The 25,159-nt window shown below is 45.1% G+C and carries 20 protein-coding genes and 1 riboswitch; of the genes, 6 read left to right on the forward strand and 14 right to left on the reverse strand.

Features of this window, described 5'->3' with window-relative positions; translation table 11 throughout:
* Positions 1 to 117 precede the first annotated feature (117 nt).
* A riboswitch (purine riboswitch) is annotated at positions 118 to 219 on the forward strand.
* A 130-nt stretch (positions 220 to 349) separates the two neighbouring features.
* Positions 350 to 1,447, forward strand: a complete 1,098-nt coding sequence (locus ACQ4XT_RS01650; RefSeq protein WP_446852224.1) for a NupC/NupG family nucleoside CNT transporter — start codon at positions 350 to 352, stop codon at positions 1,445 to 1,447.
* Between the two features lie 230 nt (positions 1,448 to 1,677).
* Here the strand turns inward: ACQ4XT_RS01650 and ACQ4XT_RS01655 are convergent, their stop codons facing one another.
* From ACQ4XT_RS01655 to ACQ4XT_RS01665, 3 genes are all read right to left on the reverse strand, one after another.
* On the reverse strand, positions 1,678 to 2,466 hold the full coding sequence (locus tag ACQ4XT_RS01655) for a SurA N-terminal domain-containing protein (RefSeq protein WP_446852225.1): 789 nt from the start codon (positions 2,464 to 2,466) through the stop codon (positions 1,678 to 1,680).
* 178 nt (positions 2,467 to 2,644) lie between these two features.
* Positions 2,645 to 3,115 carry an NUDIX hydrolase gene (locus ACQ4XT_RS01660; protein ID WP_446852226.1) on the reverse strand — a complete coding sequence of 157 codons (471 nt, stop codon included), beginning with the start codon at positions 3,113 to 3,115 and terminating at the stop codon, positions 2,645 to 2,647.
* Positions 3,108 to 4,157: a MerR family transcriptional regulator gene (locus ACQ4XT_RS01665; protein ID WP_446852227.1), complete on the reverse strand. Its 1,050-nt coding sequence runs from the start codon at positions 4,155 to 4,157 to the stop codon at positions 3,108 to 3,110. The genes ACQ4XT_RS01660 and ACQ4XT_RS01665 overlap by 8 nt, the downstream gene beginning before the upstream one ends.
* A gap of 252 nt (positions 4,158 to 4,409) precedes the next feature.
* Between ACQ4XT_RS01665 and ACQ4XT_RS01670 the strand changes: the two genes are divergently transcribed.
* On the forward strand, positions 4,410 to 4,667 hold the full coding sequence (locus tag ACQ4XT_RS01670; protein ID WP_160914068.1) for a hypothetical protein: 258 nt from the start codon (positions 4,410 to 4,412) through the stop codon (positions 4,665 to 4,667).
* Positions 4,668 to 5,226: 559 nt separating this feature from the next.
* Here the strand turns inward: ACQ4XT_RS01670 and ACQ4XT_RS01675 are convergent.
* From ACQ4XT_RS01675 to ACQ4XT_RS01685, 3 genes are all read right to left on the reverse strand, one after another.
* Positions 5,227 to 7,653 (reverse strand): EAL domain-containing protein, encoded by a 2,427-nt coding sequence (locus ACQ4XT_RS01675; RefSeq protein ID WP_446852228.1) that lies wholly within the window; start codon positions 7,651 to 7,653, stop codon positions 5,227 to 5,229.
* A 113-nt stretch (positions 7,654 to 7,766) separates the two neighbouring features.
* Entirely contained in the window at positions 7,767 to 9,962 is a 2,196-nt protein-coding gene (locus tag ACQ4XT_RS01680; protein WP_446852229.1) for a Z1 domain-containing protein, read from the reverse strand.
* A gap of 88 nt (positions 9,963 to 10,050) precedes the next feature.
* On the reverse strand, positions 10,051 to 10,488 hold the full coding sequence (locus tag ACQ4XT_RS01685) for a YkvA family protein (RefSeq protein ID WP_446852230.1): 438 nt from the start codon (positions 10,486 to 10,488) through the stop codon (positions 10,051 to 10,053).
* A gap of 259 nt (positions 10,489 to 10,747) precedes the next feature.
* Between ACQ4XT_RS01685 and ACQ4XT_RS01690 the strand changes: the two genes are divergently transcribed.
* The gene (locus ACQ4XT_RS01690) at positions 10,748 to 12,007 is read left to right on the forward strand and encodes an ATP-grasp domain-containing protein (protein WP_446852231.1); all 1,260 of its coding nucleotides are present in this window, start codon (positions 10,748 to 10,750) and stop codon (positions 12,005 to 12,007) included.
* 29 nt (positions 12,008 to 12,036) lie between these two features.
* Positions 12,037 to 13,998, forward strand: a complete 1,962-nt coding sequence (locus tag ACQ4XT_RS01695) for a hypothetical protein (RefSeq protein ID WP_446852232.1) — start codon at positions 12,037 to 12,039, stop codon at positions 13,996 to 13,998.
* A gap of 353 nt (positions 13,999 to 14,351) precedes the next feature.
* Here the strand turns inward: ACQ4XT_RS01695 and ACQ4XT_RS01700 are convergent, their stop codons facing one another.
* The 3 genes from ACQ4XT_RS01700 to ACQ4XT_RS01710 form a co-directional block, all read right to left on the reverse strand.
* On the reverse strand, positions 14,352 to 14,549 hold the full coding sequence (locus tag ACQ4XT_RS01700; protein WP_089651440.1) for a cold-shock protein: 198 nt from the start codon (positions 14,547 to 14,549) through the stop codon (positions 14,352 to 14,354).
* A 172-nt stretch (positions 14,550 to 14,721) separates the two neighbouring features.
* Positions 14,722 to 15,042, reverse strand: coding sequence for a hypothetical protein (locus ACQ4XT_RS01705; protein ID WP_446852233.1), 321 nt, complete (start codon positions 15,040 to 15,042; stop codon positions 14,722 to 14,724).
* A gap of 48 nt (positions 15,043 to 15,090) precedes the next feature.
* Positions 15,091 to 16,302: a GNAT family N-acetyltransferase gene (locus ACQ4XT_RS01710; RefSeq protein WP_446852234.1), complete on the reverse strand. Its 1,212-nt coding sequence runs from the start codon at positions 16,300 to 16,302 to the stop codon at positions 15,091 to 15,093.
* Between the two features lie 148 nt (positions 16,303 to 16,450).
* Here ACQ4XT_RS01710 and ACQ4XT_RS01715 point away from each other — a divergent pair, with 148 nt between their 5' ends.
* Positions 16,451 to 17,413 (forward strand): GGDEF domain-containing protein, encoded by a 963-nt coding sequence (locus ACQ4XT_RS01715; RefSeq protein WP_446852235.1) that lies wholly within the window; start codon positions 16,451 to 16,453, stop codon positions 17,411 to 17,413.
* Positions 17,414 to 17,430: 17 nt separating this feature from the next.
* On the opposite strand, the gene ACQ4XT_RS01720 is transcribed toward ACQ4XT_RS01715, so the two are convergent.
* Positions 17,431 to 18,294 (reverse strand): pirin family protein, encoded by an 864-nt coding sequence (locus ACQ4XT_RS01720; protein ID WP_446852236.1) that lies wholly within the window; start codon positions 18,292 to 18,294, stop codon positions 17,431 to 17,433.
* 48 nt (positions 18,295 to 18,342) lie between these two features.
* Positions 18,343 to 18,771: a MarR family winged helix-turn-helix transcriptional regulator gene (locus ACQ4XT_RS01725; protein WP_226593904.1), complete on the reverse strand. Its 429-nt coding sequence runs from the start codon at positions 18,769 to 18,771 to the stop codon at positions 18,343 to 18,345.
* 144 nt (positions 18,772 to 18,915) lie between these two features.
* On the opposite strand from ACQ4XT_RS01725, the gene ACQ4XT_RS01730 reads away from it, so the two are divergent.
* Positions 18,916 to 19,350, forward strand: coding sequence for a hypothetical protein (locus tag ACQ4XT_RS01730; RefSeq protein ID WP_446852237.1), 435 nt, complete (start codon positions 18,916 to 18,918; stop codon positions 19,348 to 19,350).
* Positions 19,351 to 19,551: 201 nt separating this feature from the next.
* On the opposite strand, the gene ACQ4XT_RS01735 is transcribed toward ACQ4XT_RS01730, so the two are convergent.
* The 3 genes from ACQ4XT_RS01735 to ACQ4XT_RS01745 all read right to left on the reverse strand — a co-directional run bounded on the left by ACQ4XT_RS01735 (position 19,552) and on the right by ACQ4XT_RS01745 (position 25,090).
* Complete coding sequence (locus ACQ4XT_RS01735; RefSeq protein ID WP_446852238.1) at positions 19,552 to 21,036, reverse strand: protein adenylyltransferase SelO; 1,485 nt, start codon at positions 21,034 to 21,036, stop codon at positions 19,552 to 19,554.
* A 126-nt stretch (positions 21,037 to 21,162) separates the two neighbouring features.
* Positions 21,163 to 22,011, reverse strand: coding sequence for an amidohydrolase family protein (locus ACQ4XT_RS01740; RefSeq protein WP_446852239.1), 849 nt, complete (start codon positions 22,009 to 22,011; stop codon positions 21,163 to 21,165).
* Between the two features lies 1 nt (position 22,012).
* Positions 22,013 to 25,090: a GNAT family N-acetyltransferase gene (locus ACQ4XT_RS01745; RefSeq protein ID WP_446852240.1), complete on the reverse strand. Its 3,078-nt coding sequence runs from the start codon at positions 25,088 to 25,090 to the stop codon at positions 22,013 to 22,015.
* Between the last annotated feature and the right edge of the window lie 69 nt (positions 25,091 to 25,159).

The raw sequence follows: 25,159 nt of genomic DNA on the forward strand, positions 1-25,159 counted from the left end.
CAATGTTGTAACCTTTTCAGTTATACCGGCATTTATATTCATTTAGAATATTCCGCATTTTACAACATTACACGATTGTCTTGTCACACTCTGCTTCGTCTGCTAGAATTTCAAACTATCAACTTCATACGGATTCCTTATATAAATGTGGAAATATGGTCCACAAGTCTCTACCCGGCTACCGTAAATGACCGGACTATAAGGAAAGATACACTCAGGCTGTTTATTTATAACCTGTTCTACCTCTTTCCTTTTTTCTATGGAAAGAGGTTTTTTATTTATCATAGGTTGTCAGACATCCTACCTCCAATGAAAGGAATCCGTAAACTATTCCAAGGAGGAACACATCATGAACATTCTTACAGGACTACTCTCTTTACTCGTCATCGTTGCTTTAGCTTGGCTGCTCAGCAGCAACCGGAAAATGGTGAAATGGCATACCATTCTTGTCGGTTTAGCTTTGGAAGGGATCTTTGTGTACACCATGCTCAATGTTTCTATCGGACAAAAGCTGTTAAAGAAAGCTGCCCTCTTTATCCAAAGCGTGATTGATTACAGCTCTGCGGGAATTGAATTTGTATTTGGTCCGTTATTTGCTCAAACAGATATCGACTTTTTGTTTGCGATCAACGTGTTAGGCGCACTAATTTTTATATCCGCCCTGATTTCTGCTCTTTATCACATCCGCCTGCTCCCTTTGATTGTGAAATTCTTAGGAACCGTAATTGGAAAGTTGCTGAAAACATCCAAGGTTGAGTCCTTCAGTGCTGTCGGAAATACGTTTCTCGGTGTGGCAGAGGCACCTTTACTCGTTAAGCCATATTTGGCACGAATGACCCGCTCTGAAACCTTTGCGATTATGGTAGGAGGAACTGCTTCAGCAAGTGGAGCCATCCTGGTCGGTTATGTAGGAATGGGTATAGATTTGAAGTATCTATTAATCTCTATTTTCAGCGTGCCATTCGTGTCACTGGTGGTAGCCAAGCTGCTTGAGCCTGAAGTGGAAACATCTGAACTGAATGAGGAAATACAGATGGCTGAATCTGGTCACGCCAATGTATTTGAAGCTATTTCCGATGGTGCCGTAAGCGGGGTGAAGCTTGCGTTAAATATCGGTGGACTATTGATTGCTTTCATCAGTATGATCGCCCTTGTCAACGGACTGTTAGGTTTCGTCAACACTGATCTATCGACTATTTTCGGATTCTTATTCTACCCTTTCGCCATTCTCATCGGAATTCCTATAGCAGATGCCTTCCAGGCCGCTTCCATAATTGGAACGAAACTTGCCGCGAATGAATTCATAGCTTATGGGAATTTAACAGAGATGGTTGATCAATTATCACCGAAGACCGTTGCCATCATGTCGGTCGCTCTATGTAACTTTGCTAACCTATCATCCATCGGTCAATTAATTGTCGGTCTTAGGATCTCTAGCCCCCAATAAACAATCACAAGTCGCCAAACTGGGACTAAAAGCTATCGTCGGAGGAACACTAGCCAGTTTCATCACAGCCATCTTCGTATCCATGTTTATATAACGAATTGGATATGTAAGAATATGTAAGACCTGATCACCCATAAAATGGGTGACCAGGTCTTACAATTTCATCCAGCATCCAAATGAAATTCATCAAAAAAACCAGACCCTGCTGGGTCTGGTTTTTGTATTTGGTTTTACAGATTAACTGTAACGTCTGCTTCTTCGCGAAGATTATCGACAAGTTTTTGAGTAGCTTGTCCTTCTTTTTGACGAGTCAACTGCTGCTCAATTGTTGGTTTTGCTTCTTCAAAAGATGGCACTTCTTGTTCGGTTTCCATGCTTTCTTGCTGTTCTTTCATTTTGTCATAAGCTTCCTTGATTTCTTTCTCGGAAGGTTTCACATCTCCAGCTTCTTCAGCAATCAACTTGTCAATTTTAACTTGAGTCTGAACCTGAGATCTTACTTCTTTCTCACTCATACCCTGTTCTTTAAGCGCAGCAAGAAATTCATCAGCAGAACCGACTTGCTGTTGTTTTGCATAATCTTCAAGCATCTGGTTTACCTCTTTTTCAGACGCCGTAAATTCACGATTGTTTGCTTCCTGTACCAACAGCTCTTGTCCTACCAGGCTTTCTGCTACTTGCTTCTTCAATTGATCCTGATCAAGTTCCTGCCCTGTCATTTGAGACTGCATCGCGGCTTGTTGGAACTGTCCTTTATAATTCGTTTCAAATTCTTCTTTTTTAATTTCGGTACCATTTACACTAGCAACAACTTCCGGTACACCTTCAAGATCTGGCTCAGGTGCTTCAGGCTGTTCACCGGATTCGGCTTGTTCGGTTTTCTCTTCTTTTTCTTTCTCGTTTTCCTTATCATCAGAAGCGCCTTCATCGTTACCGCAGGCAGCAAGTAAAGAAACGAACGCTACAAATAGTAAACTTAATAACCACTTTTTATTCAATGTCATTACTCCTTTATTCATCGTTGTGTTAGCCATTGTAACACGGAACCACCCTCTGTAAACACACCCATAACGGTGGTCACACCTTCCTGCCTGCACCAAACATCCATAGAACACTGTTATGACAAGGCTTTTTCAAGGAATATTTTGTCTTTCTTACAAATGTGGAAAATTTGTGGAAAGTAAGAAAAGGATTTCATTAGCGAATGACAGGTGGATGTATCCCTTTCATCCAATCACGTATAAACGGCGCCTGATGAGGGTTCAGGAGATTCTCATGTATCTCTTCAGCACGAAAGAAATCTTGCTTTTTACTCTCGTGATTGTTCGTCAGGGTACCTTCATAAGAGCTGGTGCGAAAGACGATCTGCACACCAAATACTCTGTCGCCATTCTCATAAGTAGCAAAGCCTTCTTCCCCTGAGTAAATGCCGAATAAATCCACCGACTTTATGTCCAGCCCGGTTTCTTCTTTCACTTCCCGTTTAACAGCCGAATCGAAAGACTCTCCAATTTCAAGAAGCCCGCCCGGAATCCCCCACACTCCATGATCAGAACGTTTTTGCAGGAGAATACGGCCATAAGCATCTTCAATGATTGCGCCACAACCGACTGTCAGCAATGTTTCGTTGCCGATCATTTGGCGCATCGTCTGAATATAGTCATTCATGAGGTGCCTCCTTTCCATGCTTTTGAGCATATAAAAGGTGGAGAATTGAATTGAACTGATGGGCTTTCACCTCATATCCCCGTTTTTCCCACCATCTGATTAAACGTGAACGATCGGCATAATACTCATCTTCAATCGCCTCCACCGCTTCTTCATTCCCTGATTCTTGATAGCTTTTGAGTACGTTTTTTCTTTGCGAATCATCTCGGAACATTAAATCCGCAATGACTACACGGCCCTTATCTGCCAAAATCCGGTCCATTTCTGCAAGGGCAAGCTCCTTATCCTCATCTGTTAAATGATGGAGTGCATAGCTTGAGACAACGAAATCCGTCTCTTTATCATTTAGAGGAAGAGAAAGGAAATGACCGAGACGTGTGTCCGTTTGAGGATGCTTCTTAGCACATACTTTCAACATCTCTTTAGACTGATCAACGGCTATCATAGAATTTTCCTGCCTTAGAAAAAGCCCGGTCAGGTTTCCAGTCCCTGCCCCAATATCTACACCCCGTTCCCCTGGAGAAGCACCCACCCATGCATGTACCTTGGCAAGTGCCTCCTCATAATGTTCATGAACATTAAAGCGGTAACCCGTCGTTTTTATGTTGTCATCATAATCTTCCGCTTGGTCGTCAAAATTCCAACGATCGCGCCAGTTGGTTCGCTTTTCTTTCAATCCCTTTAACTCACGTGCCATATCCATCATATGTTCCTCCTCATCTGTTTTCCCACTTTTCTCGATCATACGGTCTACCGTTGCCACCATGTCTCTGATCTGGAGCATTTCCTCATAAAGGAGTGAGCGCTGTGTATGTAAATATTCCGTGAAGTCATCATTTTCCGCCAATGCTTTTTTTATCGCGGCTGTCGAAAGACCGACCTCCCTCAAGGCCAAAATGGTATGCAATCCTCTTACATCTTCGTTTGTGTATATACGATATCCATTGCTTGCTTTTTCAGGTGAAATCAAACCTTTTTCTTCATAAAAGCGAATCGTTCTTGGCGTTGTTTCTAATTTCTTCGCTACTTCCGTAATCTTCATGAAGCATTCCCCCTTTTCAAACCCAACTATAAAGGGTAACGTTACGTAAAGGTAAAGTGTATTTTCAAAACTTCCCTTAAAAATAATACTCACTCAAAAACGACTAATAATCTAGTTCATATTCTCATAAGCTTTTAGAGGTTAAGGAGAGAGTCATATTTTTAGGATAGTAGTTGAAAATCACTGTGAGCTTTTATAGTATAATGGTAACAAACAGTTTCATAGCTTTGATTTCCTTAGAGGAGTGAGCAAATGTTAAAAGAATCTGACTTTCCAACAGAAGAACTAAGAGACCAATGGATCAAGGTACGGAATAAGAAACTGGAGGAAATGGCCCAGTTCATCCAAAGATACTTCCATCTCACAAAAGTCAGAGAAAACCCGGGCAGTTACGAGGTTCAGGGATATTTCTATCAACCTGGATTTGGTGAAGTCCGTATGGCGTTCGAATTCAGTTACGAGAACGTCGCCAAGTTTACAGATTTATTTGATGAGCCTATTGAGAAATAAGAAATAGAAAAAGACCCATGCGTTGGGTCTTTTTTTCTATCCTAAAACTTCAAGAAACGCCGCTCCCGTTTGTTGAAGACTCAGTTTCGAGACTTTTTTTGATTGGATGGGGGCTGCGGGGAATAGCTCGCTTTCCGCGGGAGCGCCATTCCCCTACGCCCCTTTGCCAAGGAGGATTCTCGAAACAGTTACCAAAAGGTCAGCTCATATAATTATGGGAAATGGATTATAGAACACCTCCATAACACTTAAAAGCTTAATCCGCAGCGCTTGGCACCTCTAACAGTTGGATAATGGGAGCCTCTAACTTCGTACAGGGGTTCGTTTCTCACTTACATCGAAAGGGGTGGTTGGGAAGCTGCGAGACTCCCGCGGGAATGGATGGACTGGCGAGACCCCGCAGTGCGTAGCACGAGGAGGCTTGCCGTCATCCCCGCAGGAAAGCGAGTAGCTTCCCAGCCACCCCTGACGCTCCACAAGGCAACGAACCCCAGACACACCTCGGAACTGAGTCTTCCACAATCCTGCCATATTCTTTAATAACATACCCATGCGTTTACTATATAGCCATCGAACGAGTTAAAAGAGCACTCGCTTCTGTTTTGTTTAACGGCTTGCTGAATACATAGCCTTGATACTCTGCACACCCACGGCTGCGGAGGTAATCCAGCTGGACTTCTGTTTCGACCCCTTCAGCGATGACACTTAAACCGAGGCGCTCTGCTAATTGAATGACAGTGTCCACAACCGCCCGGTCCTTTTCATTTTCATGAATGGTCTGAATAAATGAACGGTCCACTTTCAACGTATCTAACGGGAAGTCTTTCAAATAACTGAGTGATGAAAACCCTGTTCCGAAATCATCCAAGGCGAGTTGAATCCCCATGTTTTTCATCCGGTTCATAACGGGCAGTGCCTGTACGGAATCCTGTACAATACTTTCAGTAAGTTCAATCTCCAAATGTTCAGGTCGGATCTCCGTTTCTTTAACTACACGTTCAACCGTAGATACAATCGTTGGATCCATAAACTGGATCGCTGATAAATTGACGCTGATTCTTTCCAGTTCATGCCCTTCATCCATCCATTGGCGATATTGGTGACAAGCTTCGAACAAGATCCGCTCTCCAAGAGGAACGATTAATTTCGTCTCTTCTGCCAGAGGGATGAATTCATCCGGGCCTATGAAACCAAGCTCGGGGTGGTTCCAGCGAGCAAGGGCTTCGAAGCCAATGATTTTTCCGGAGGAAACGTCCACTTGCGGTTGGTAATACACATCAATACCTTCTTGTTCGACGGCTTTCCTCAGCCCGTTTTCCAGCTGGAGTTTCCGAGTGATGTGCTGATCCATTTCTTCCGTATAAAAACAATACTGTCCTCCACCATTCTGTTTTGCCTGATACATCGATGTATCTGCGTGCTTGATGAGCAGATCGGGAGTGGTGCCATCCTCTGGATAGAGACTGATTCCTATCGAACCTGAAATATAAAGATCTCTATCTTCTATTGTAAAGGGAGTGGCAATGGTCTCTATGATCAACTCCGCCACTTTTTCTGTCTCTTCCGCACCTGTGTCGGGGAGAACAATGATAAACTCGTCCCCACTCTGCCTGGCCAGGAGATCTCTTTTTGACAGGAGGGATTTTACCCGTAACGCCCCTTCATTCAGCAATAAGTCCCCCATCCTGTGGCCATACACGTCATTGACCTGCTTGAAGCGGTCAAAATCCAAAAACATGACAGCCAGGTTTTCTTGGACGTCCTGGATATACCGGGCCAATTGTTCATAAAGAGCTCGGCGGTTAGGTAAATGTGTCAGGTCATCTCTGTACACCAACTCACGGATTCGTTTCTCATTTTCGAAACGCTCCGTAATATCCCGGATCATACCTGTGAAGTACGTGCTTTTTTCATCTTCCACTGTTGATAAGGAGAGCTCCATTGGAAACGTCGATCCATCTTTATGTAAACCCTCAAGTTCAACGGTCTTTCCGATCACATGAGCATTTTTGGTTTGAGTATATCTCTCAATGGCTTGTTGATGCGCCTCCCTAAAATGGGCGGGCATCACTTTCGTTAAAAGATCACCGATCATTTCATCAGCCTTATATCCAAATGTTTGCTCAGCTGATTTGTTCCAGGCAAGCACAATCCCATTTTCATCAGAAGTTACAACAGCATCGTTGGCGGATTCCAAAATAGAACGATACATCTCGTTCGCCACTTCAAGCCGTGTGTTTGTCGTTTCCATCTCTGTATCAAATTTGATCAACGCAATGAGGAATCCGATGGTTAAGAGCACTCCCCCAGCGATCAACCAGGCGAGCATTGTTGGGTCAACAACAGGACCACTTATTGGCGATCGGCTTGATTCCATATAAAAGGTTGCCGATTCCATCCCCGTATAATGCATGCCACAGATAGCCATTCCCATGAAAGAAGAACTTCCCCACCCTTTTAGGTGGTCCTTTTTGCTATCACCCTTCTCTTTGTGCGCATACAAGGAAAAGAGTCGTAACCCTACGAAGGAAACAGCTAACGCAATGGCTCCGGATGCCGCCACCAGCCATGGATTATACTCGATCCAAGCATTCATCTTCATGGCATCCATCCCAATGTAATGCATGGACACGATGCTCAAAGCAATCAACAGCGCACCCGTAAAACGCCACACCTTCATATCCAATCCTTTACTTATAATAAAAAAGGCGATGAAACTGGAAGCAACAGCAGCTACTATGCTTAATACAACCAATGCAACGTCATATACAACGGGCATTCCCATGTCATATGCAAGCATGGCTATAAAATGCATCGACCAAATGCCACCACCGAAAGTCAGACTTCCTAGGATCAGCCATTTATACCTCGTACGCTGAACGGAGGCCATGCGGTTCACGATTTGTAAAGCTGTATAAGAAGACAAGATCGACACGACTACTGACAAAAGCACCAACCATCCGTTGTATTCACCAACCACTTCCATTGCTTCCACCTCCATCCTTTTTTCGACATTATTATTCTCCTATTATACAACAACCCGTATGAACGGAATAGAAAAAAGCCTGTACCAATCGTCCCATTGGCCAGACTTCTTTCCTAGTCCTGGATCGTCTTATTCGCGTACACAGTTGGAGTTGTCTCTGCCTGAGCAACGAGGACCGGCCACCAGAATGGAGCCCCACGCCAACCATGTTCTTTTTTCCCTTCCTGACGAAGCATGATCAAAGCCGGATATTGTTGAGCGACTTTTCTTGCCACTGTCAGTTCTCCTGTTCCTTTACCTGGGGTATCAGGGGAATTTTCGAACTTTCCATCCTGTTTGAAGCGACGAATCTGCCTGTTTGTTTTTGTAAGCAGCCAGACAAAGGCATCTCCCTGCGCTTCCGAACTCAAGTATTCGAGAACCCCTTCATATTCATCGAGATGAAAATCATGGCCTGTTTCCATTTCCAGCGTGTCATGAACGAGACGGAGTATTTCCTTAGCACTTGTTACTGGAATAAGATAGGCACCATCTTCGGTTGCACGGGCATGATTCACAGCTTTTTTAATTAGCTGATCTATCCTGCGTATCGTTTTTTCGATATGCGTTTTATACCCCGTTTGGAAACCAACTGGCAGCATCCGCTTGTGTGGTTTAATCATCGTAAGGCTTGATAATAATATCTTGTTCGGATTGCAGGGCATAATGGTATCGTTTAGATCTCTTTGTATAAAAACAACACCTTTATGATGCCCGCCACGTTCAAAAGCGTTCCTCAGTTCCCTGTCGAACTCATGAATTCGTTTCATAACAGCGTAGATCTTTTGTGTCGTGTAAAAACGAGTGACGGCAAGATCCGCGACTGGTCTTGCTCCATACATTCGGGAGTGCTGCAAAACCGTATCCTGCTGAAATGATTTCGGGTTCCTTCCATAGAAAAAGCCGATCAGATTGTGAATCGTCACTCCACGGTCCAGGATTTGTCCGCCGATAAAAATGTTCATCGGCGCTCTTAGCTTCAGCTCCCCCTTATGATCGAGCAGCTCCGTCACATCTTTTTCAGAGTTGACGACACTGCTCACTAAATATTCTTCATCTAAAGAATAACGGACCTCTTCATAAACATCGTCAAAAGTAGGAGCCGGTGTCTTTTTCAGTGTGTTCACTGATCGGATAAGGTCGTCATACGACTCACGGACGAGCCTTCGAAACTCTTCTGACTCCGATCGGGCAGCCTCAATAAGTAACGTTTCGAATCCTTGGATCAGTTCGGCCTGCCAGGCGTGTGCATTTTTCCCGCGTTCGGTGTGGATGATAAAGGAATACTTTTGCTCTCTCCGGCCTTTCATCCGCTGCTGAAAACGACGGATGCTCGTTCCTACGATGAAGTTCACAACCGCCCTCCGAATGTTTGCAATATTTTTCTGACTTAACAAACGATCCATCTTCACACGACGGCCATCCATCTTTTTCATAACCTCAAGCTCTTTTTCCTCGACTTCATGATAAAGGTAGGAGGCAAGGTGGCCGCCTTTCTCACTTTTGTCAAAATAGACATTCCCACCGATATAACGGTCATGGACAGGAACAAGTTCTGTAAACGCCGGTCGGATCGGTTCGAACACTTTCCCTTCATGGACCTTCATTTCTTCCGGCTGCAAATAAAGGGAATATGGGGTCGCGGTTACTTGTAAAAACGCGGGGCGATCGAGCGCATTTCTAAGCGTATTGATTTTTGATGCGATCACACGCATTTGTTTCACATTTTGCTCCCGTTTGTATTCGTAGGCGACACTTGCGAAGTCGGCTTCATCATCTATGAAAAGCACGCGTTTCTCTTGTAAGGATGGATATTTTTCCATCACCGCCTGTTGCAGGCGATCGAGATTATGAGTCTCCTTTTTCACGATAAGGGCCAGTTTTTGAGACAATTCGTATTTTCGTAGATTATCAGGCATGTTCATAATATCAAAAACCTGTAAAGCATCCTGTTCGATGGCCCCTTCGAATTCTTCGTGAAGACGGGCATACGTCTGTTTGACGAGCGCATTCGTCCCTTTTGTAAGAAGAATCACTAGATCAAAGCCATGATCATAAGCGAGGCCCATCACACCAATGAATGTACGTGTCTTCCCGGATTGGATCTTTCCGAGCAGCATCCCTGGGCGGTGCTCCGTCGTGTTTGTATCTTGGAGCTTCGCCATTGTCCGCAGCATACACTCCCGGACAGGCTGTTTATATTGATTCTTTTTATTTAAATACTTGAAAAAGGCTCCATCCGTTTTCAAGTGCTGGAATGTAGTTGTCATTCTATCTTCTCCCTTTTACAAAACACGCTTATTATACATGATTGTGGAACATGAAAAAAGCAAGGCAACCTGGAAATGGTCTCCTTGCTTACTCTTCTTTCTGTACGGGATCTTCTAGATCTTCGACATCCACTTGTCCGTTAAAGATTTTTAATAGCCTGGCTTTCGCCTGCTCTTTCACCTGTTCATCAATATGAGAGATGACTTGATAGACAGCATATATGATAACTGCACTATCATCTGTAAAACCAACCACCGGAATGAAGTCTGGGATGACATCGACAGGTAAGATCAAATACCCTAATGCGCCTGCTATCGTCAGCTTGGCTTTTTTCGGTGTATCTGGACTTTTGAAGGCATAATACAAAAGCAGGCTGTAATAGACGATTTTAGTCCCGATTCTACTGCTGTACGTACGAAGCTTTTCTCCATACTCTTTCTCAGAGAAATAGGCCCGCCCACGCTCCACTGCTTTACGAGGGTCCAGGTTCTTCAAACGATCCTGATAGGTCTTTTGTTTATTCATAGGCACCTTCCTTTTTTCAGTATTATACTTTTTACTTAAACCCCTTCTTCTAAACTTCCTGAACGATCATTCGGCTTATTTCCCGGGAAATCGACTCTCCGTAGAGGCAGATTTATAAACCAGTACATTGTAGAAGGAACACTAGTTTTGTCGAATGGGCGGTTAAAGCTTACAGTTTTTGGCCTATTCTGATACTTTAAGAGTAACAGTGTCAAAGTTTCCTATACTTATATTTTCACTGACAAAGGAGAGGTTCGTAATGGATTTAGATCAACTTGAACTGAATGCGACTGTAGATGAGACGGTTCAAACAAAACCGTATTACACGGCTTTAGTCGGCTGGAGTGTGCAGGCCATCGAGGCTGCAGCTCGCATGAATCGTCCATTCGTGGTTGTCGGACCTGCAGAATTCGAGGGATATGCAGAAAAGCACGAGATTCCGTTTGTAGGATGGGACTTTAACAAGCTCAATGAAAGCTCTGATCACTTGTATAAACAATTGAAGGACATGGGTGTTGAGCTTGCTGTTCCTTTATATGAAGAATGTGTGGAATGGGCGGGTGCTCTCAACGCTCGTTTCCGAGAAGATCCTCGTGTATTCAACCGTTCTTTATTGCTTCGTGACAAAGGAATGATGAAACGGAAAGCACAAATATCCGGCATCAAAGTCGGCGTATTTGAAGAAGCCCGTGACAAAGATGATGTCCAGCGTTTCCTGAAACGCGTCAACGAAGCTTTGTTGAAACTAGAAGGCGATCACCTCGATCCGATACACGTCAAACCATTGGACAAGGCAGGTTCTGTCGGCCACTTAGCGATTTATAACAATGAGGATATTGAACGTATTCAAGATGTTGATTTCCCATTATTGATGGAAAGTCACCTTGACGGACAGGAATTCTCCTGTGAAGCGTTCATCCATAAAGGCAAGGTGCGCTTCCTCAATATTACGGAGTATGTGAAGCTTGGCTATTCCAACTTCGTCCCGGCCTCCCCGAGCTTAGAGGAAAAAAGGCCGCTGATTGAGCGCGCAGTCCAACAACTGGTCGATGCTTTTGAGATCGAGTACGGAGTCATCCATCCGGAATATTTCATTACCCAGGACGGAACGCTTCACTTTGGAGAAGTAGCCGCCCGCGTACCTGGAGGTCATATTTTCGAGTTGATTGAGCGCGCTTATGGATTCAGCGCATACGAAGCTCAAATCCTTTGCAGTGATCCGAATACAACAGAAGAAGAAATCCGCGAATTTTTCCCGGATCCTTACGATTATCAAAACTATGCCGGGTGCCTAATGGTACATCCGAATGTGGATTATGTCGAAGACTTGAAGATTCCTGAAGAGCTTGAGGACCACCCTTACTTTGAGAAGCATGATATGTTCACACCACCTCAAGGAAAAGTCGCCGAACGCGTCGGCTTCGGAAACCATTATGGAACGATCTTTTTCTATGGCCGTGACAGTGAAGAAATGACCGATTTGCTGAAGACGTACGAGCAATACAATTTCTACGTATAAGCGCAAGCGATAGAGAAAGGAGAGGTTTTATGCCTCAAACGACGAGTGCCCTTGTCGAACGTTTCATCTATGCTTTAGATCAATTAGATAAAGCTCCATCCTTCGCCAAATCCAAGTATCAGACAGATGTCTACCAGGAAGCGAACCGCCTGATTGAAGCAGAGGAAGGTTTTGAAAGTTTATATCAACATGCAGGACGGCTGGAAGAAGCCGGAGTGTTTCAAGATGGTCCATGGGAATCAGCAGAGAAACTGCAGCCCCCACTTGTCGCAGGTTCTTTGAAAGCGAAAGGGCTGCCTATGATCATCGAAGTCCTCAGCGAACTTCGTATGCTTGCCCTTGCCAAAGGACAAGCGACAAACCCGAATGTTTCGCCTGAAATGGCGGAGGAATTTTTGAATGAAGTGATGGTCCTGAACCTGAACCTGCTCTTCCCGGATGCCAGTGAAAGTTCCAGAATCGAAAAACATGAAAATGATGAAAAAGCAGGGAAATTGTTTCAATTCCTATCTAATCACCTTTCATCAAGCGCTCTGATCCAAACCCTTATCAATGAAATCAAGCGTCTGACTGCCCAACGTCCGATTATGGTGAAGCGAATTGTATCCATGATTAAGATGGCCAAGGAAATGCTCGATCACGATTCGGATGATCAAGGGAAGAACGAACTGAAACAATTCATCGCAGCCATTGAGGGTCCTTCTAAATTGAGTGCTCAATTTAATGATGTCCATGCGTATCGGTCCCAGTTGAAAACCCTTACGCGTACGGATCTTATTTCTGAAAGTGTCGCACTCGCTCAATCCATGCGGGAAACGGGACTGGTAGCTCCGCATCACGCGACGCTGATTCGCTTTTTGAGTAAAAGAAACCCTGCACTTCTCGCCTACGCACTCAACTTGAACAGCAAAGGCAGTGCGAACCTTGAAGAGCATCGTGAACTCGTTATCCAGTTGATTCGGGCTTCCATTTTCCCTGGTACTCGTCAAGCCGTTTATGGCCTTTCGATGTTACTTGAGCGTGGGGTTCTGTCACACTCCCCTGTCGCACCAGGTCTAAGACGATTGGTCGAGCTTGATATCCGCCCGGATGTACGAAACGCTCTATATTCGACGACCAATACGGGCGAAGGTGTCACAGCGAACAGCATTCTCGTCGCTGGCACCATCCAGGTACTCGGTCAACCGCTCGGCGTCGGGCAGGGATTCAATCCGACCTGTCAGGCCGCCCGCGGCATCAGCTTATGGGCACAGCATGCGCCAGGATTTTTACTCGAAATTATCCCGCGTGCAGCACGTGATGGCGACCTTGATTTCACGTTTGAAGGAACGCCTATTCATTCCAAAGAGCTAAAAGGTGGACTTGCTCCGGACCTTGATAAAGAGCTTGATCCTGTCTCCCTTGTCCTCGTGCCACATTTGGACAAGATCTACAGTGAAATGATGACAAGGGTAGCTTTGCGAGGAGAAGACGGTCATCGCTGGGTCAACCCGGCTTTTTATGGAAACTGGGTACAGAAAGGATTCAGCTCCGTGTTCGATCCAATTACCGGATATGTGCTGGATTACCCTGGATTCGTTAAACTTTTCTATGCCACACATCACCCGGAATACAATGATGACTATGAGTTGATCTATCCAAACCCTGTGGGCATTTTCATTACCAATGTTCACGGCAAACTGCTTGGTCTCCACGCTGTTTCGATTACGAGAATTGCGAAAGACCCAAGTGGTGAGGAAAGGATCTACTTCTATAACCCAAATAATGACGGCTCCCAAAACTGGGGTCAGAACATTGAACCAAGCGTCATCGGGAATGGCGAAATGGAAGGCGAAAGCTCCCTTCCTTTCCACGAATTTGTTTCCCGATTATACGCCTTCCACTACAACCCTTACGAACAAGGGGATGCGTATGCAGTGGAAATTTCCATTGTTGATGGCATCCGCCAACTTGCTCAGGAAAGCTGGGGAAAAGATTATACGTGGGTGTAAACAGAATGAAGCCAGACTCTTAATGGAGTCTGGCTTTTTTGTTGGAGCAATAGGGGTGTAGGGTTTATTAGCAGGTTTGCGCCATATATTAGTAGCTTTAGCCCTTTTATTAGCAACTTCAGGCCAAATATTAGCAGGTTTCGCACTTTTATTAGCGACTTCCGACCTTATAGTAGCAACTTCTGATTCTATCAGTGACTTTTGTCCGTTTATCGGTAGGTTTCCGCCATTTATCCGTTGGTTCGGCGTATTTATCGGTGGGTTTTGCGCTTTTATCAGTGGCTTCCACAAATATATCAGTATTTTGCCAAAAAAAAAGACTTCCGAACGAGTCGGAAGTCTTTTTCACTTACTTATTTTTGAACGTTAGCCGCTTGTGGGCCACGGTCGCCTTCAACGATTTCGAAAGAAACTTGTTCGTTCTCTTCTAGAGTTTTGAACCCTTCGCCTTGAATAGCAGAGAAGTGTACGAATACGTCGTCTTGACCTTCTACTTCAATAAATCCGAAACCTTTTTCTGCGTTGAACCATTTAACTGTACCTTGTAACATGTTGTTACCTCCTGCGTGGATGAAAATCCACATTGTATTACTATAATTGCTCTGCCTATTCATTCAAGACGAAAGTCACTTTCAAGTTCCTTTAGCTTTCATTCCTAACCGAACAAGAATAATTAACTTTATTATATACCCATATCCACCCCTCGTCAACCTTTGGGCAATGTTATTTATCATCCGAGAGTGGAACGGTTTCCTTGCCAAAATACACGCTCAGCAACTGTTGAAGCTTTACACCGGGGTATTTTGTCTGCAATTTTTCTTCAAAATTCTTTATAGAAAGTTTCCTTTGTAAATCCAAAGCGTACACACTCACATCCATAAATTCGGCCAGTGCAGCAAGCTCTTCATATGAAAGCGGGGTCGTGTAAATGGTTCCTGCTGCCTCCCCTATGCTTTCATACCGTATACGGATAGCCTCGAGCACTTTTTCAAAAGGGCCCTTTTCCAAATACTCCACAGCTCCTACTACATTTTTCTTTCTCATCGATCCCTCTCCTCATACCTTTCACATGTTATATAGGTATGGTTTCAGTTAGAAAAATGTCCAGCTTTTCGGCTGTTCCGGATGTTGAAAAAGGGAAACGGTACGTCCATCACTGACAGCCGCCCCACTTCTCTCCAGACTTGCAAGCGAGACGCAGCCCATCATTAGAGAAGAAAAATGGCCGATATCCATCTCGATCGTCACCTCAGCCTCTCCATCAGCAGCCTCCGGTTTTCCGTTCGTAAACTGCCAGACCGCATCATACGTTTCATTTAGAAAAGAATCCTTCACTTTCCAGCCTACTTTGACTGTATCCGTTCCGAAGCTGACCTCACCTATTTTTTCAAGAAAAGCAGGAATATCCAAGATTCGATACATCAACCCCCGTCCTTCTTCACTGACTTTATGGTAGATGGAAAAGATGAGCTGTTCATCCATATGAACAGGGTCATTCAATGAATAAGCAAATTCCTGATCAAATGTCGGGAAATAAATGGTGCGCACCTGGTCTTTTTGATTATGTAGATAGTGAATAAGCGCTCGATAGGATTTTGTCGACGTGTAAAAAAAGTTTTTGACGAGGACATCGTTTTGTAAGAAGTGATCGCCTTCCTTAAATTCAAGCGTCACATACCCTGTCAGCCTGCCTTCTTCTCTCACTCCGAATGTGTGAAACTCTTCTTTCTCGAGGAAAGCAAATCCGTACGGAGGAATGGCTGTTGCCCCATGATTTTCTTTTGCCCATGTGTGATAACATACCTGTACTTCATCCTGATGATCCATATTCAATACTTCGACCTTCTCTACTTCACTGTAGGATGGAAGCTGTGAGGGATGAAAATGATAGGTCGACAACCGTGGCCCCAATCCAAAGCCCATTCGCTTATAAAAAGACGGCTGAAACGGGTATAGGTGGGCGATGATTTGCCCTTTATCTCTAGCTTCTGAGATGAAATGCTGAATGATCCGCTTCGCATGCCCTTGTTTTTTGCAAGGAAGATCGACCGCTACGGTCCCGATGCCACCAGCTTGTACTTGTTGATTATATACATTCATGACGTGATCATAAGCGATGTATCCACCTATGAGCTGTTCTTTTTCATAAAGACCGATCGTGTGAATGTCACTCTTCTGAGACATTTTCCTCCGGTGTTCTGCGTATCTTTCCTGTTCTTCTCGAGTATTCAATTTCATTCCAGGGTAACAGCGTCGCGATAAGTTTGTGAATGCGGTGAAATCTTCTACTTTTGAAAACCCCATCCCATTTCCTCCTTTGTGAACAATTCTGTACATCAAACCTAGCATTTTCCAAATATTTCATCTATTCTATTATAAAGAACATTATATAGAACTTGTGCTCAAGTCTGAAGACCTTAGAAATAAAATCCCTTTCAGGCAGGTGAAAAAAATGGAAAGTTCCATCGCATGGGACATGTTAAGCCACACTTACGCTCATGCTTTACACGCAAACATACCGGAGGCTGTTGAAGATCATCTACTGGATATGAGACATATCCATGAATTTATGGCTTATGTGGAACATTATCCAGAGTACTCCAGTCACTTGACTCAGACCTTACATAGATCCTGCGATGCCTTATTCCTACCAGAAAAAGAGTATGAGATGTATATAGAGAGAGATTATGAAGAAGGCGTCAGCGTAGGGATTGCTTTCGCTGAACGGAATTATTTTACGATTGATTTGATGTTCCACCTGACACACAGCACCCGAATGTCCAGCATCCAAAACGTATTGAAAGCTATCAAAGAGGCGGACTCGGAAATCGATCCCTCTCCATTAATTGAGCGTTTTTTTGATATTACGAATAAGAGGCAGAATTCTTTTTTCCAAGGGTACATAGGAGAGCAGAGCAAAAAGCTGAAGCAGCAAAGCATGAAAGATCCGCTAACCTCGCTGTATAACCGCAGGTATTTTTATCCCTACGTAAAAGAAGAACTGGTACGAGCTCAGAAAGAAGACTTCCCTGTCACCCTGGTCCTTGTTGACTTTAATAACTTTAAAGAGATCAATGACCGCCGCGGTCATCAGGAGGGGGACCGTGTGTTGAAGAAATTTGCCCGATGCCTTTCAAATATTCACGAAGGTTTTGAGGGCGCTTTCCGGTTCGGGGGCGATGAATTTGTCCTGGTCCTGTCCGGGAGCAAAGAAAGTGGGGCAGAAAAATTTGCCCAGGACCTTAATGAAACGATTAAACAGATGGAAGAAGGTGCCTCCATTTCCTATGGATTGATTCAACTTCCCACGGACACTTTTATTGAAGAGGTAAATTTGGATCTGTATCTCAATCTGGCTGATAAGCGAATGTATGAAAATAAACAATACGTCAAAAAAATAAAGACTCCTGAATAAACAGGAGTCTTTATTTATCATACAGCAGGAGGTCCGAACTTCCCTCTGCGGAAGTCATCATACGCTTGTTTTATTTCTTCCATTGAATTCATGACAAACGGTCCGTGCGGGACAATTTCTTCCCGAATCGGTGCGCCGGAATAGACAAGCACTTTCGTCCGTCGTTTTTTTGAGACGAGCTTTAGATTGCTCGTTCCATCTCCTTCTTCATTGAAAGAAAGGGTACCGACGCCGTGCTTTTTCAAGCCCACTTCATTTTCCCCTGCCACGACATCACCTGCAAGGACGTACATAAAAGCATTGTGGTTCTCAGGTAGGTCAAGAGTGAATGCTGCGCCTTCAGATAGGGTGATTTCGCTGAGCGTAATGGGAACAATGGAGTTCAGTGGACCTCTTGCACCGGCAACATTCCCAGAGAACACTTTCACGGACCCTCCATCAAAAGGAACGACAGGAGCATCTTCACCATAAACATTTTGATAGATGGTTTCGGAATTCTTCTTATCCTTCGGAAGGTTCAACCATAATTGCAGCGTATGAGCGACATCATCTTCCACGCCGTCTTCTGCGTGTCTTGCCGCCCAGCCGGCATTCATGTATTGCACGTCACCGGGCTCAAGAATGTCCCGGCCTCCTGCATTATCAATATGTTCCAAACGTCCATCGACGACATAGGTGACAGTCTGAAATCCACGGTGTGGGTGATCGGGGAATGTTCCTTTTTTGAACCAATCCTCAGCCATCAGAATGAATGGGTCGAAGTCGCGCCACCTGTCCACGGGCAGGACCCATCCTTTTTGAATCGCTGGAAATCCCATCTCTTGATACTTGACGTACCAATGATCCTTCACTTCTCTTTGAAAGTGTGCCATTTCAACCATCCTTTCAATTAGTTGCTACATCTACTATTAGGTTAAAAAAAGGGCTCCTCACCCTTCAATGTTGTTTTGCATTTTCGTAAGGAGCCGGTCCAATTCTTGCAGTTCTTCTTTTGAAATCCCTTCAGTCACAGCGTCATTGAAGGCTTCAGCGACAGGTAAGACCTGTTCTTTCAACTCCCGTCCTTCTTTCGTCAAATAAAGTTCCAAAGAACGCCTATCCTCTGTGCAGAAATTCCGTTTGATGAACCCCTTTTTTTCAAGGTTCGAAGCCATCCGGGCAATGTTCGTCTTATCCTTTTTCAAATGATAAGCCAGCTGATTTTGCGTCATCCCGTCTTTTTCCCAAAGCAGCATCATGATCAAGTTCTGCTCGGGTGCAAGATTGTAAGGCTGCAACTGTGCTTTCACATAGCTCGTAAGCTTCAAATCCGTCTGATGCAGCTTGATGCTGATATAATCTTGAAAACTTAAATTCATATGCGATCTCCCTAAATAGTTGCTATACATACTATTATAATCAGACCAAAGTCCTCTGTCAAAAGCGCTGACCATAGATTACCAAAACATAAATCCTATAGCTATGCTAAACTTCTAACGAATAGCCGAAAGGAAGTCATAGTTATGGAAATCATCCCTTATCTGTCTGCAGGACCACTAGTACTTAACATGAGAAAAGAAGACGTAAGAAAAGTCATGGATGAACCACCTCAAGAATTCGTTCGTAATACAGATGAGCCCGCTGCTGACCATTTCGTGAAATCAGGGGTTTTCGCGTATTACAAAGAAGATGAAGAAACAAACAACGCCTATGAATTGACAGCTCCAGCTGAGGTTACCTACAAAGGAATTCCCTTTCTCAATATGAGGGAAAGAAAAGCGAAGAAACTCTTCAGGAAGCTCGATCCAGGTTTTGTCGACTTTGAGGAAACTGTCATTTCCCTTGAACACGGAATTAGCCTGTTCTTCATGAATAATAAGGTCGAAACCGTCCTCGTCTTTGAACGAAACTATTATGATGAACTGTTTGAAGAACTGAAAAAGTTAGATGAGATATAATCGGCCAGGACTTAATCCTGGCCGATTTGTTTTTCAATCGTCGTTCATTCGATTGAGTTAAGGCACTTTGATCTCGAGTTAAGTCACTTTCGCCTTGAGTTAGGGCACTTTCATCTTGTGTTAGGACACTTTCACCTCGAGTTAGGGCGCTTTCATCTTGTGTTAGGACACTTTCACCTTTTCCGCTATGACGTAATTCGCTCAAGTTCCGCAAAATGTCCGATAAGGTTGATCGCTTGGCTCAGGTAATTCCGCATAAGCTTCCTGATCTTCCGAATAAGCGTAAGGGTCTGCTAAGACAGAAAGCAGTTGTTTCACACCACTGAAGTCCCCCTCTTCCACCGCAGCTTCAAGCGCTTCTTCCACTCGGTGGTTACGGGGAATAACGGAAGGATTCGATTTTTTCATCAAGGCGTGGACATCCGCTTCCCTGCTTTCCTGACGCTCCAAACGCGCCTTCCACTGCTTGTACCAGTTGGTGAACGCCGGCTTTCCATACAGCTCTGTTTCATTTGGCCGCCCGAGCGTCAGTGCCCGGAAGGTGTTTGTATAATCTGCTTCGTTCTTTTCCATCATCTCTAATAAATCTTCAATTAAAGGCTGGTCCTGAGCTTCCTCTGTCATCATTCCCAATTTTGCACGCATCCCGTTCAGCCAGTATGTGTGATAGAGCTTTTCATAGTTGGCATGCGCTTCCTGCGCCAGCTCCACAGCCGTCTCCTGATTTTCATGGAAAAGCGGTAAGAGAGTTTCTGCGAAACGAGCCAGATTCCAAGCTCCAATCGGGGGTTGGTTCATATAGGCGTAGCGACCCTGGCGATCAATGGAACTGAAGACGGTTTTTGGATTGTAGGTGTCCATAAACGCGCACGGACCGTAGTCGATCGTCTCTCCACTGATGGTCATATTATCTGTATTCATCACACCGTGAATGAATCCGACGAGCTGCCACTGAGCGATCAGGGACGCCTGACGCTCGATCACTCTTTTGAAAAATATCAAATAAGGATTTTCAACATGAAGGAGATCAGGGTCATGACGTTGGATTGCATAATCGGCAAGGGCCTTCAGTTGGGCGTGGTCCTGAAGACCAGCTGCATATTGGAATGTCCCGATACGCAAATGACTGGAAGCGACTCGAGTCAATACAGCACCAGGAAGCAAATCTTCCCTCTGGACGTATTCCCCTGTGGTCACAACAGCGAGGCTTCGATTTGTCGGGATTCCTAATTCGTGCATCGCTTCACTGATAATATATTCCCTGAGCATCGGACCGAGCGTCGCTCTTCCATCACCCCGGCGGGAAAAAGGCGTACGTCCGGAACCTTTCAATTGGATATCGAAGCGCTCATCCCCGGGGGTGACTTGTTCGCCAAGCAATACAGCTCTGCCGTCGCCAAGCATCGTAAATTGACCAAACTGGTGGCCGGCGTAAGCTTGTGCAATGGGCTCTGCCCCCTTCGGAATTCCATTGCCTCCGAAAATAGCAGGGTCAGGTTCAGTATTTAAGCCCAGCTTCTCTGCCAGCGCCTCATTATAAAGCACGAGTTCAGGCCTCTCGACTTCTGAAGGTGTCGTTTTGGTATAAAAAGAATCCGGCAGCTCCGTATAACTCTGCTGCAAATTCCATCCTTTGTGTGTATCCATAAAAATCTCCTTTATCGCTTCATTCGTTGCCTCTACCATATCATAAGTGTTCCCTCGTTTTCTTTCTCTTAGGCACGGCAGTTGTCTAGTTCATGAAGATGCTGCTCCGAGACCAAAACGCTTCAAAACCAAAGAAAGCCCGCCCCTGCTCAGGGACGGGTCTTCTTATATCAGCTTTTCAATTTTAGGAAAAACGCGGCAGGCATTGTTATAAAAAACATCTTCCACATGCTTCGAAGGAATAAAAGCAGCGATAAAATCTGCGTAATCTTTGATTGGAACAAGCGGCCAATCAGACCCGAAGAGCAGCTTGTCGTAATGATCACAATAGGTCAACGCGTGGCGGACATGATCGAAATGATTGTCCACCAGGCGAGCATCCAATTCTTTTTTCGTACCGACGAGCCAGCCGGATAGATCGGCAAACATGTTTCTGTTTTTATAAACGACTTCAGCTCCAGTCAGCACCCAGGGATCTCCAAGGTGAGCCATGACAAAGTTGACGTCTCGCCTCGCGACTGCGACTTCATCTAATGTGAGCGGATGAGAATATTTTAATAACCCTCGTTCCGAATACGTATCTCCGGTATGAAAAACAACAGGCAGCTCGTAAGCAGCCGCAAGATCATAGACAGGCTGATAGATGTCGTCATAGGCGTAAAAAGGATAGTATCCGAGATAGATTTTCACACCAACGGTCTCAGGCTTTTGAAGCTCGGCTTCTAGTCGATCCAGTGCATCCTGCCCCAGGCAGAAAGGGTTGATTCCTGGACACACACCCAATCCAGGCGGAAAAACTTCATCCAAATCAAGTCCCATCGGCGTCGTGACACGGCGGTCCGGAAAGCCTTCTCTACCTTCGGTCACACCCATCCCGATGGCAAAAGCAATGTCCCCACGTTCCATCTCTTCGCGAAGACCTTGTTTTGTATAGTCGACACGGGATAAGTTCTGTCCCGTGTCTTTAAAGCTTTGGATGCTGGAGAAGTGAATATGGGCATCAATGATTTTCATTTTATTTCCCCTTAAAAGAAATCCGGTGGAATGGATGCTGCTTCCACGGCTCCTCATGCTCGCCAATGATGAAGAATGTAGGCTCAACAGCCGCTGCCTTTTGTGAGGAAGCGGACCATTCGTGAACAGATGCAGCGAGGAAAACGTCCTGATTCATATACATTTCTGAAAGCTTCCGCGTCTCGGGGTGAACCATCATCAGGTGATCACGTTTCCCATCTGAACCAATGACAACAGAAGGACCGGATTCCAGCTCATACTCTTCCACTCCAGCATAATACGTATGGAAAACCCCTTCTGTCGGGACTCGAGCAAAGCATGAAGATAAGTTTTCATCCGGTTTCAAAAAGGCTTCCAGCGTTATGTTCTCAGCTGCAAAGGTACGAGGAGCCCCCTGCTCCATTTCTGCATAGACCGCTACGATCGGCACTTCAGGCAATGTCAGGGCGTATTGTTTCAAGGTCAATCCTTTCATCTTTTCATGCTCATGGAAGGTTGTAGAAAGACAAATCCCCGTCCAGTGATTGCCGTCCTGATCTTCCTTCGTGATGGATTCCACTTCCGTTTCTTCTTTCATCATTGAAAAAGGACTCACACCATCCAGGACATAACGCAGCCCTCCGCCCCATGGATTCCACCAGCTTCTCGGACCTGCTTCTGGATATTGGTGATGAAGGAATTCGCGCCCTTGATGATTTAGAGAATAGAACCCAGGAAAATAAGAAGTCGAGGCTGTAAACGTCAGTATTCCGTTATCGACCGTCCATCGATCTTCTTTTTGGCTGACATTCACCTTTTGATCGCCCTGGACAAGCTGATAAGTTAAAAAATCAGCGCTTCTTCCCTCAGAGCGGAAGGTGCCGGACAAAGCAGTGAACCCCGGCCGTTCATGGATGACCGGTACATCGATCGCGGTCACACCGTCCTCCCGTTTCGCTTCTTTCCTATAGGAATTACCGGCACTTTCAACTGTCAACGCCCCATACAAATAAGGAGTCAGTAAAGAGCGGAACGAATGTGTCACTTCTTGTCCTGCTTTTGAAACAAAGCCTTCTTTCGGTACCATCTCAAACACAGGCTTTTCCGGAAGTGGCTCCGCTTCTCCTATCACCATGTCACGCCACTCGGACCAATGAGCAGCAGCATTCACACCGATTTGAATGGGGCCATGACAGCTTTTTTGTCCCGAACAAAGTCTGTCGAGTTGGTATTCAAAAGCGAATCGCCAATCATCTTTTCTCCCCGTCGCTTCTTCCGGCCAAGCCATCCCGAACGTATCTCCAGCGCGGTTCGTCGTGTAAAGCCATCGTTCTGAAAGATCCTTGTCACGTAGGTATTCGGTATAAGGGATCAACGCTTCCGTACCAATGACCACGCCGTCTTTCTCCGGAAGTGCCAGAGCTTTATATTTCGGAAAAACAGGCTGCAGCAAATGAAGGTTTTCGTAATCCTTCTCCCCGTTATTGATCAGCTCGTGATGAACTTCTACAAGTCCATCCCCATAAATCTTGTAATAACTGTTCAATAATACGCCCGCAAAAGCCTCAGACTCAAGGGAGGTTTTCACTACAAAAGCTTCGGCCAGCTCAATATATTCGACCGCCGTCGCCATTTTTTTCGAAAACTCTTCACTGAACGGATGACCAAGCTTTGGAGTCAGGAGGAGCAGCGGCTCTTCTTTCGACCTGATCGATCCTACAGACACCATATGATTCCTTTTTTCGATTTTCACAAAATAGGGACCGTTATATCCGTACCAATCCGTATCGGTATCTCCACCAAATTTCCCGCCGAACCCTGGAAAAGCAAGCGCGACCTTTGTACGGAAAGAAAGAGTCTGCCCACCCTCTGTACGTCCCTCCACTTCTATTTCCTCATTCAAAAAGCCATTTTTCAACAATTCCACAGACACAGGAATGGTTGTGCGTCCCTTGCCTTCCACCTCAAATTCCACCGATGGCTCGGACCACTCGACAACTTTTTGGTGAGGCCACTTGACCGACAAAACAGCCTTTTCTTCCATACGGCTTTCCACATCCAAATACAGCGTGCCCTTTTGCCGTGGACGCCAATATTTCTGCACCGTACGGATATCCAGCTTCCCGGCTTGGAGTGGAAAAACACCCATTCTCAATGGAATGCATTCGCCATTGATTGTGAAGTCAGCTCCGATGACGGGGTGGGTCTTCCATGGGCTTGGTTCTTGATCAGGTACTTGCACCCGGACACTGGACGAAGTATCCCATTGAGACTTCACACTTGCTTCTTCGGCCAAATTTTCTCTTACAAGGGTGGAAGACTTCCCGGACAAAGATATGTCCAGTGGTTCACTCGTAAAATTCTCCACCCGATAGGTCACAGGGTAATCTTTATTTTCCAATAGTTTAAAATCAGGCACTTCCATTTCTATCCGCCAGTCATTCGTTTCGATGAGAGTGACACCACGACCCGTGCGTTCGAACTGGACCCGCACAAACTCGTCACCTGCTTCCCACCGATATTCATAAAAGGTAAACCCTCTATCTTTCGTTCCATCAGGCTTGATTTCCATAGGTCTTACGCTCGTCGAGTACCAGTCATGCTTCTCGAAAAATGGTTTCAATGCTTCGATTCGAAGGACTTGCGGCATGAAGTTCATCAGATGAGTCGCATCATCCCGGTCCTCCCAGAAGAAGCCGCACTTTTTATAAAGAGGTACCGCTTTCGTATTTCCCGGCCATGTAAAAAGATCAAGCCGCGGCCACCCGTATTCGACCGTTTTATCTATGGCTTGAAGGAGCAATTTCTTGCCGATCTTCAATCCTTGATACCCTGGATGAACATTCAAGAGCGGGATGTAAAGGGCTCCTGTATCTTCCTTATATTCCGAAAGCCCGCAGTACCCCACGACTTCGTCTTCTACTACAGCAAGAAACAAATGAAGATTCGTAGATTTCGATTCTTTTTCCACGACGTCCTCTGCCGTTGTGACCACTGCATCCCCACCCCAGTTATCACGGCTCTCATTCCACATTTTCGCAACGGCTGCTGCATACTTGTTTTCATATTCTACAATGTTTACGCGCTCTAGTGTCTTCATAGCATTTCCTCCAACGTATGTAATGGAAAATACTTGCTCACTCACAGTTTATGAGTTTATGACCAGGAA

The organism is Halobacillus sp. 12SKB (assembly GCF_052941655.1).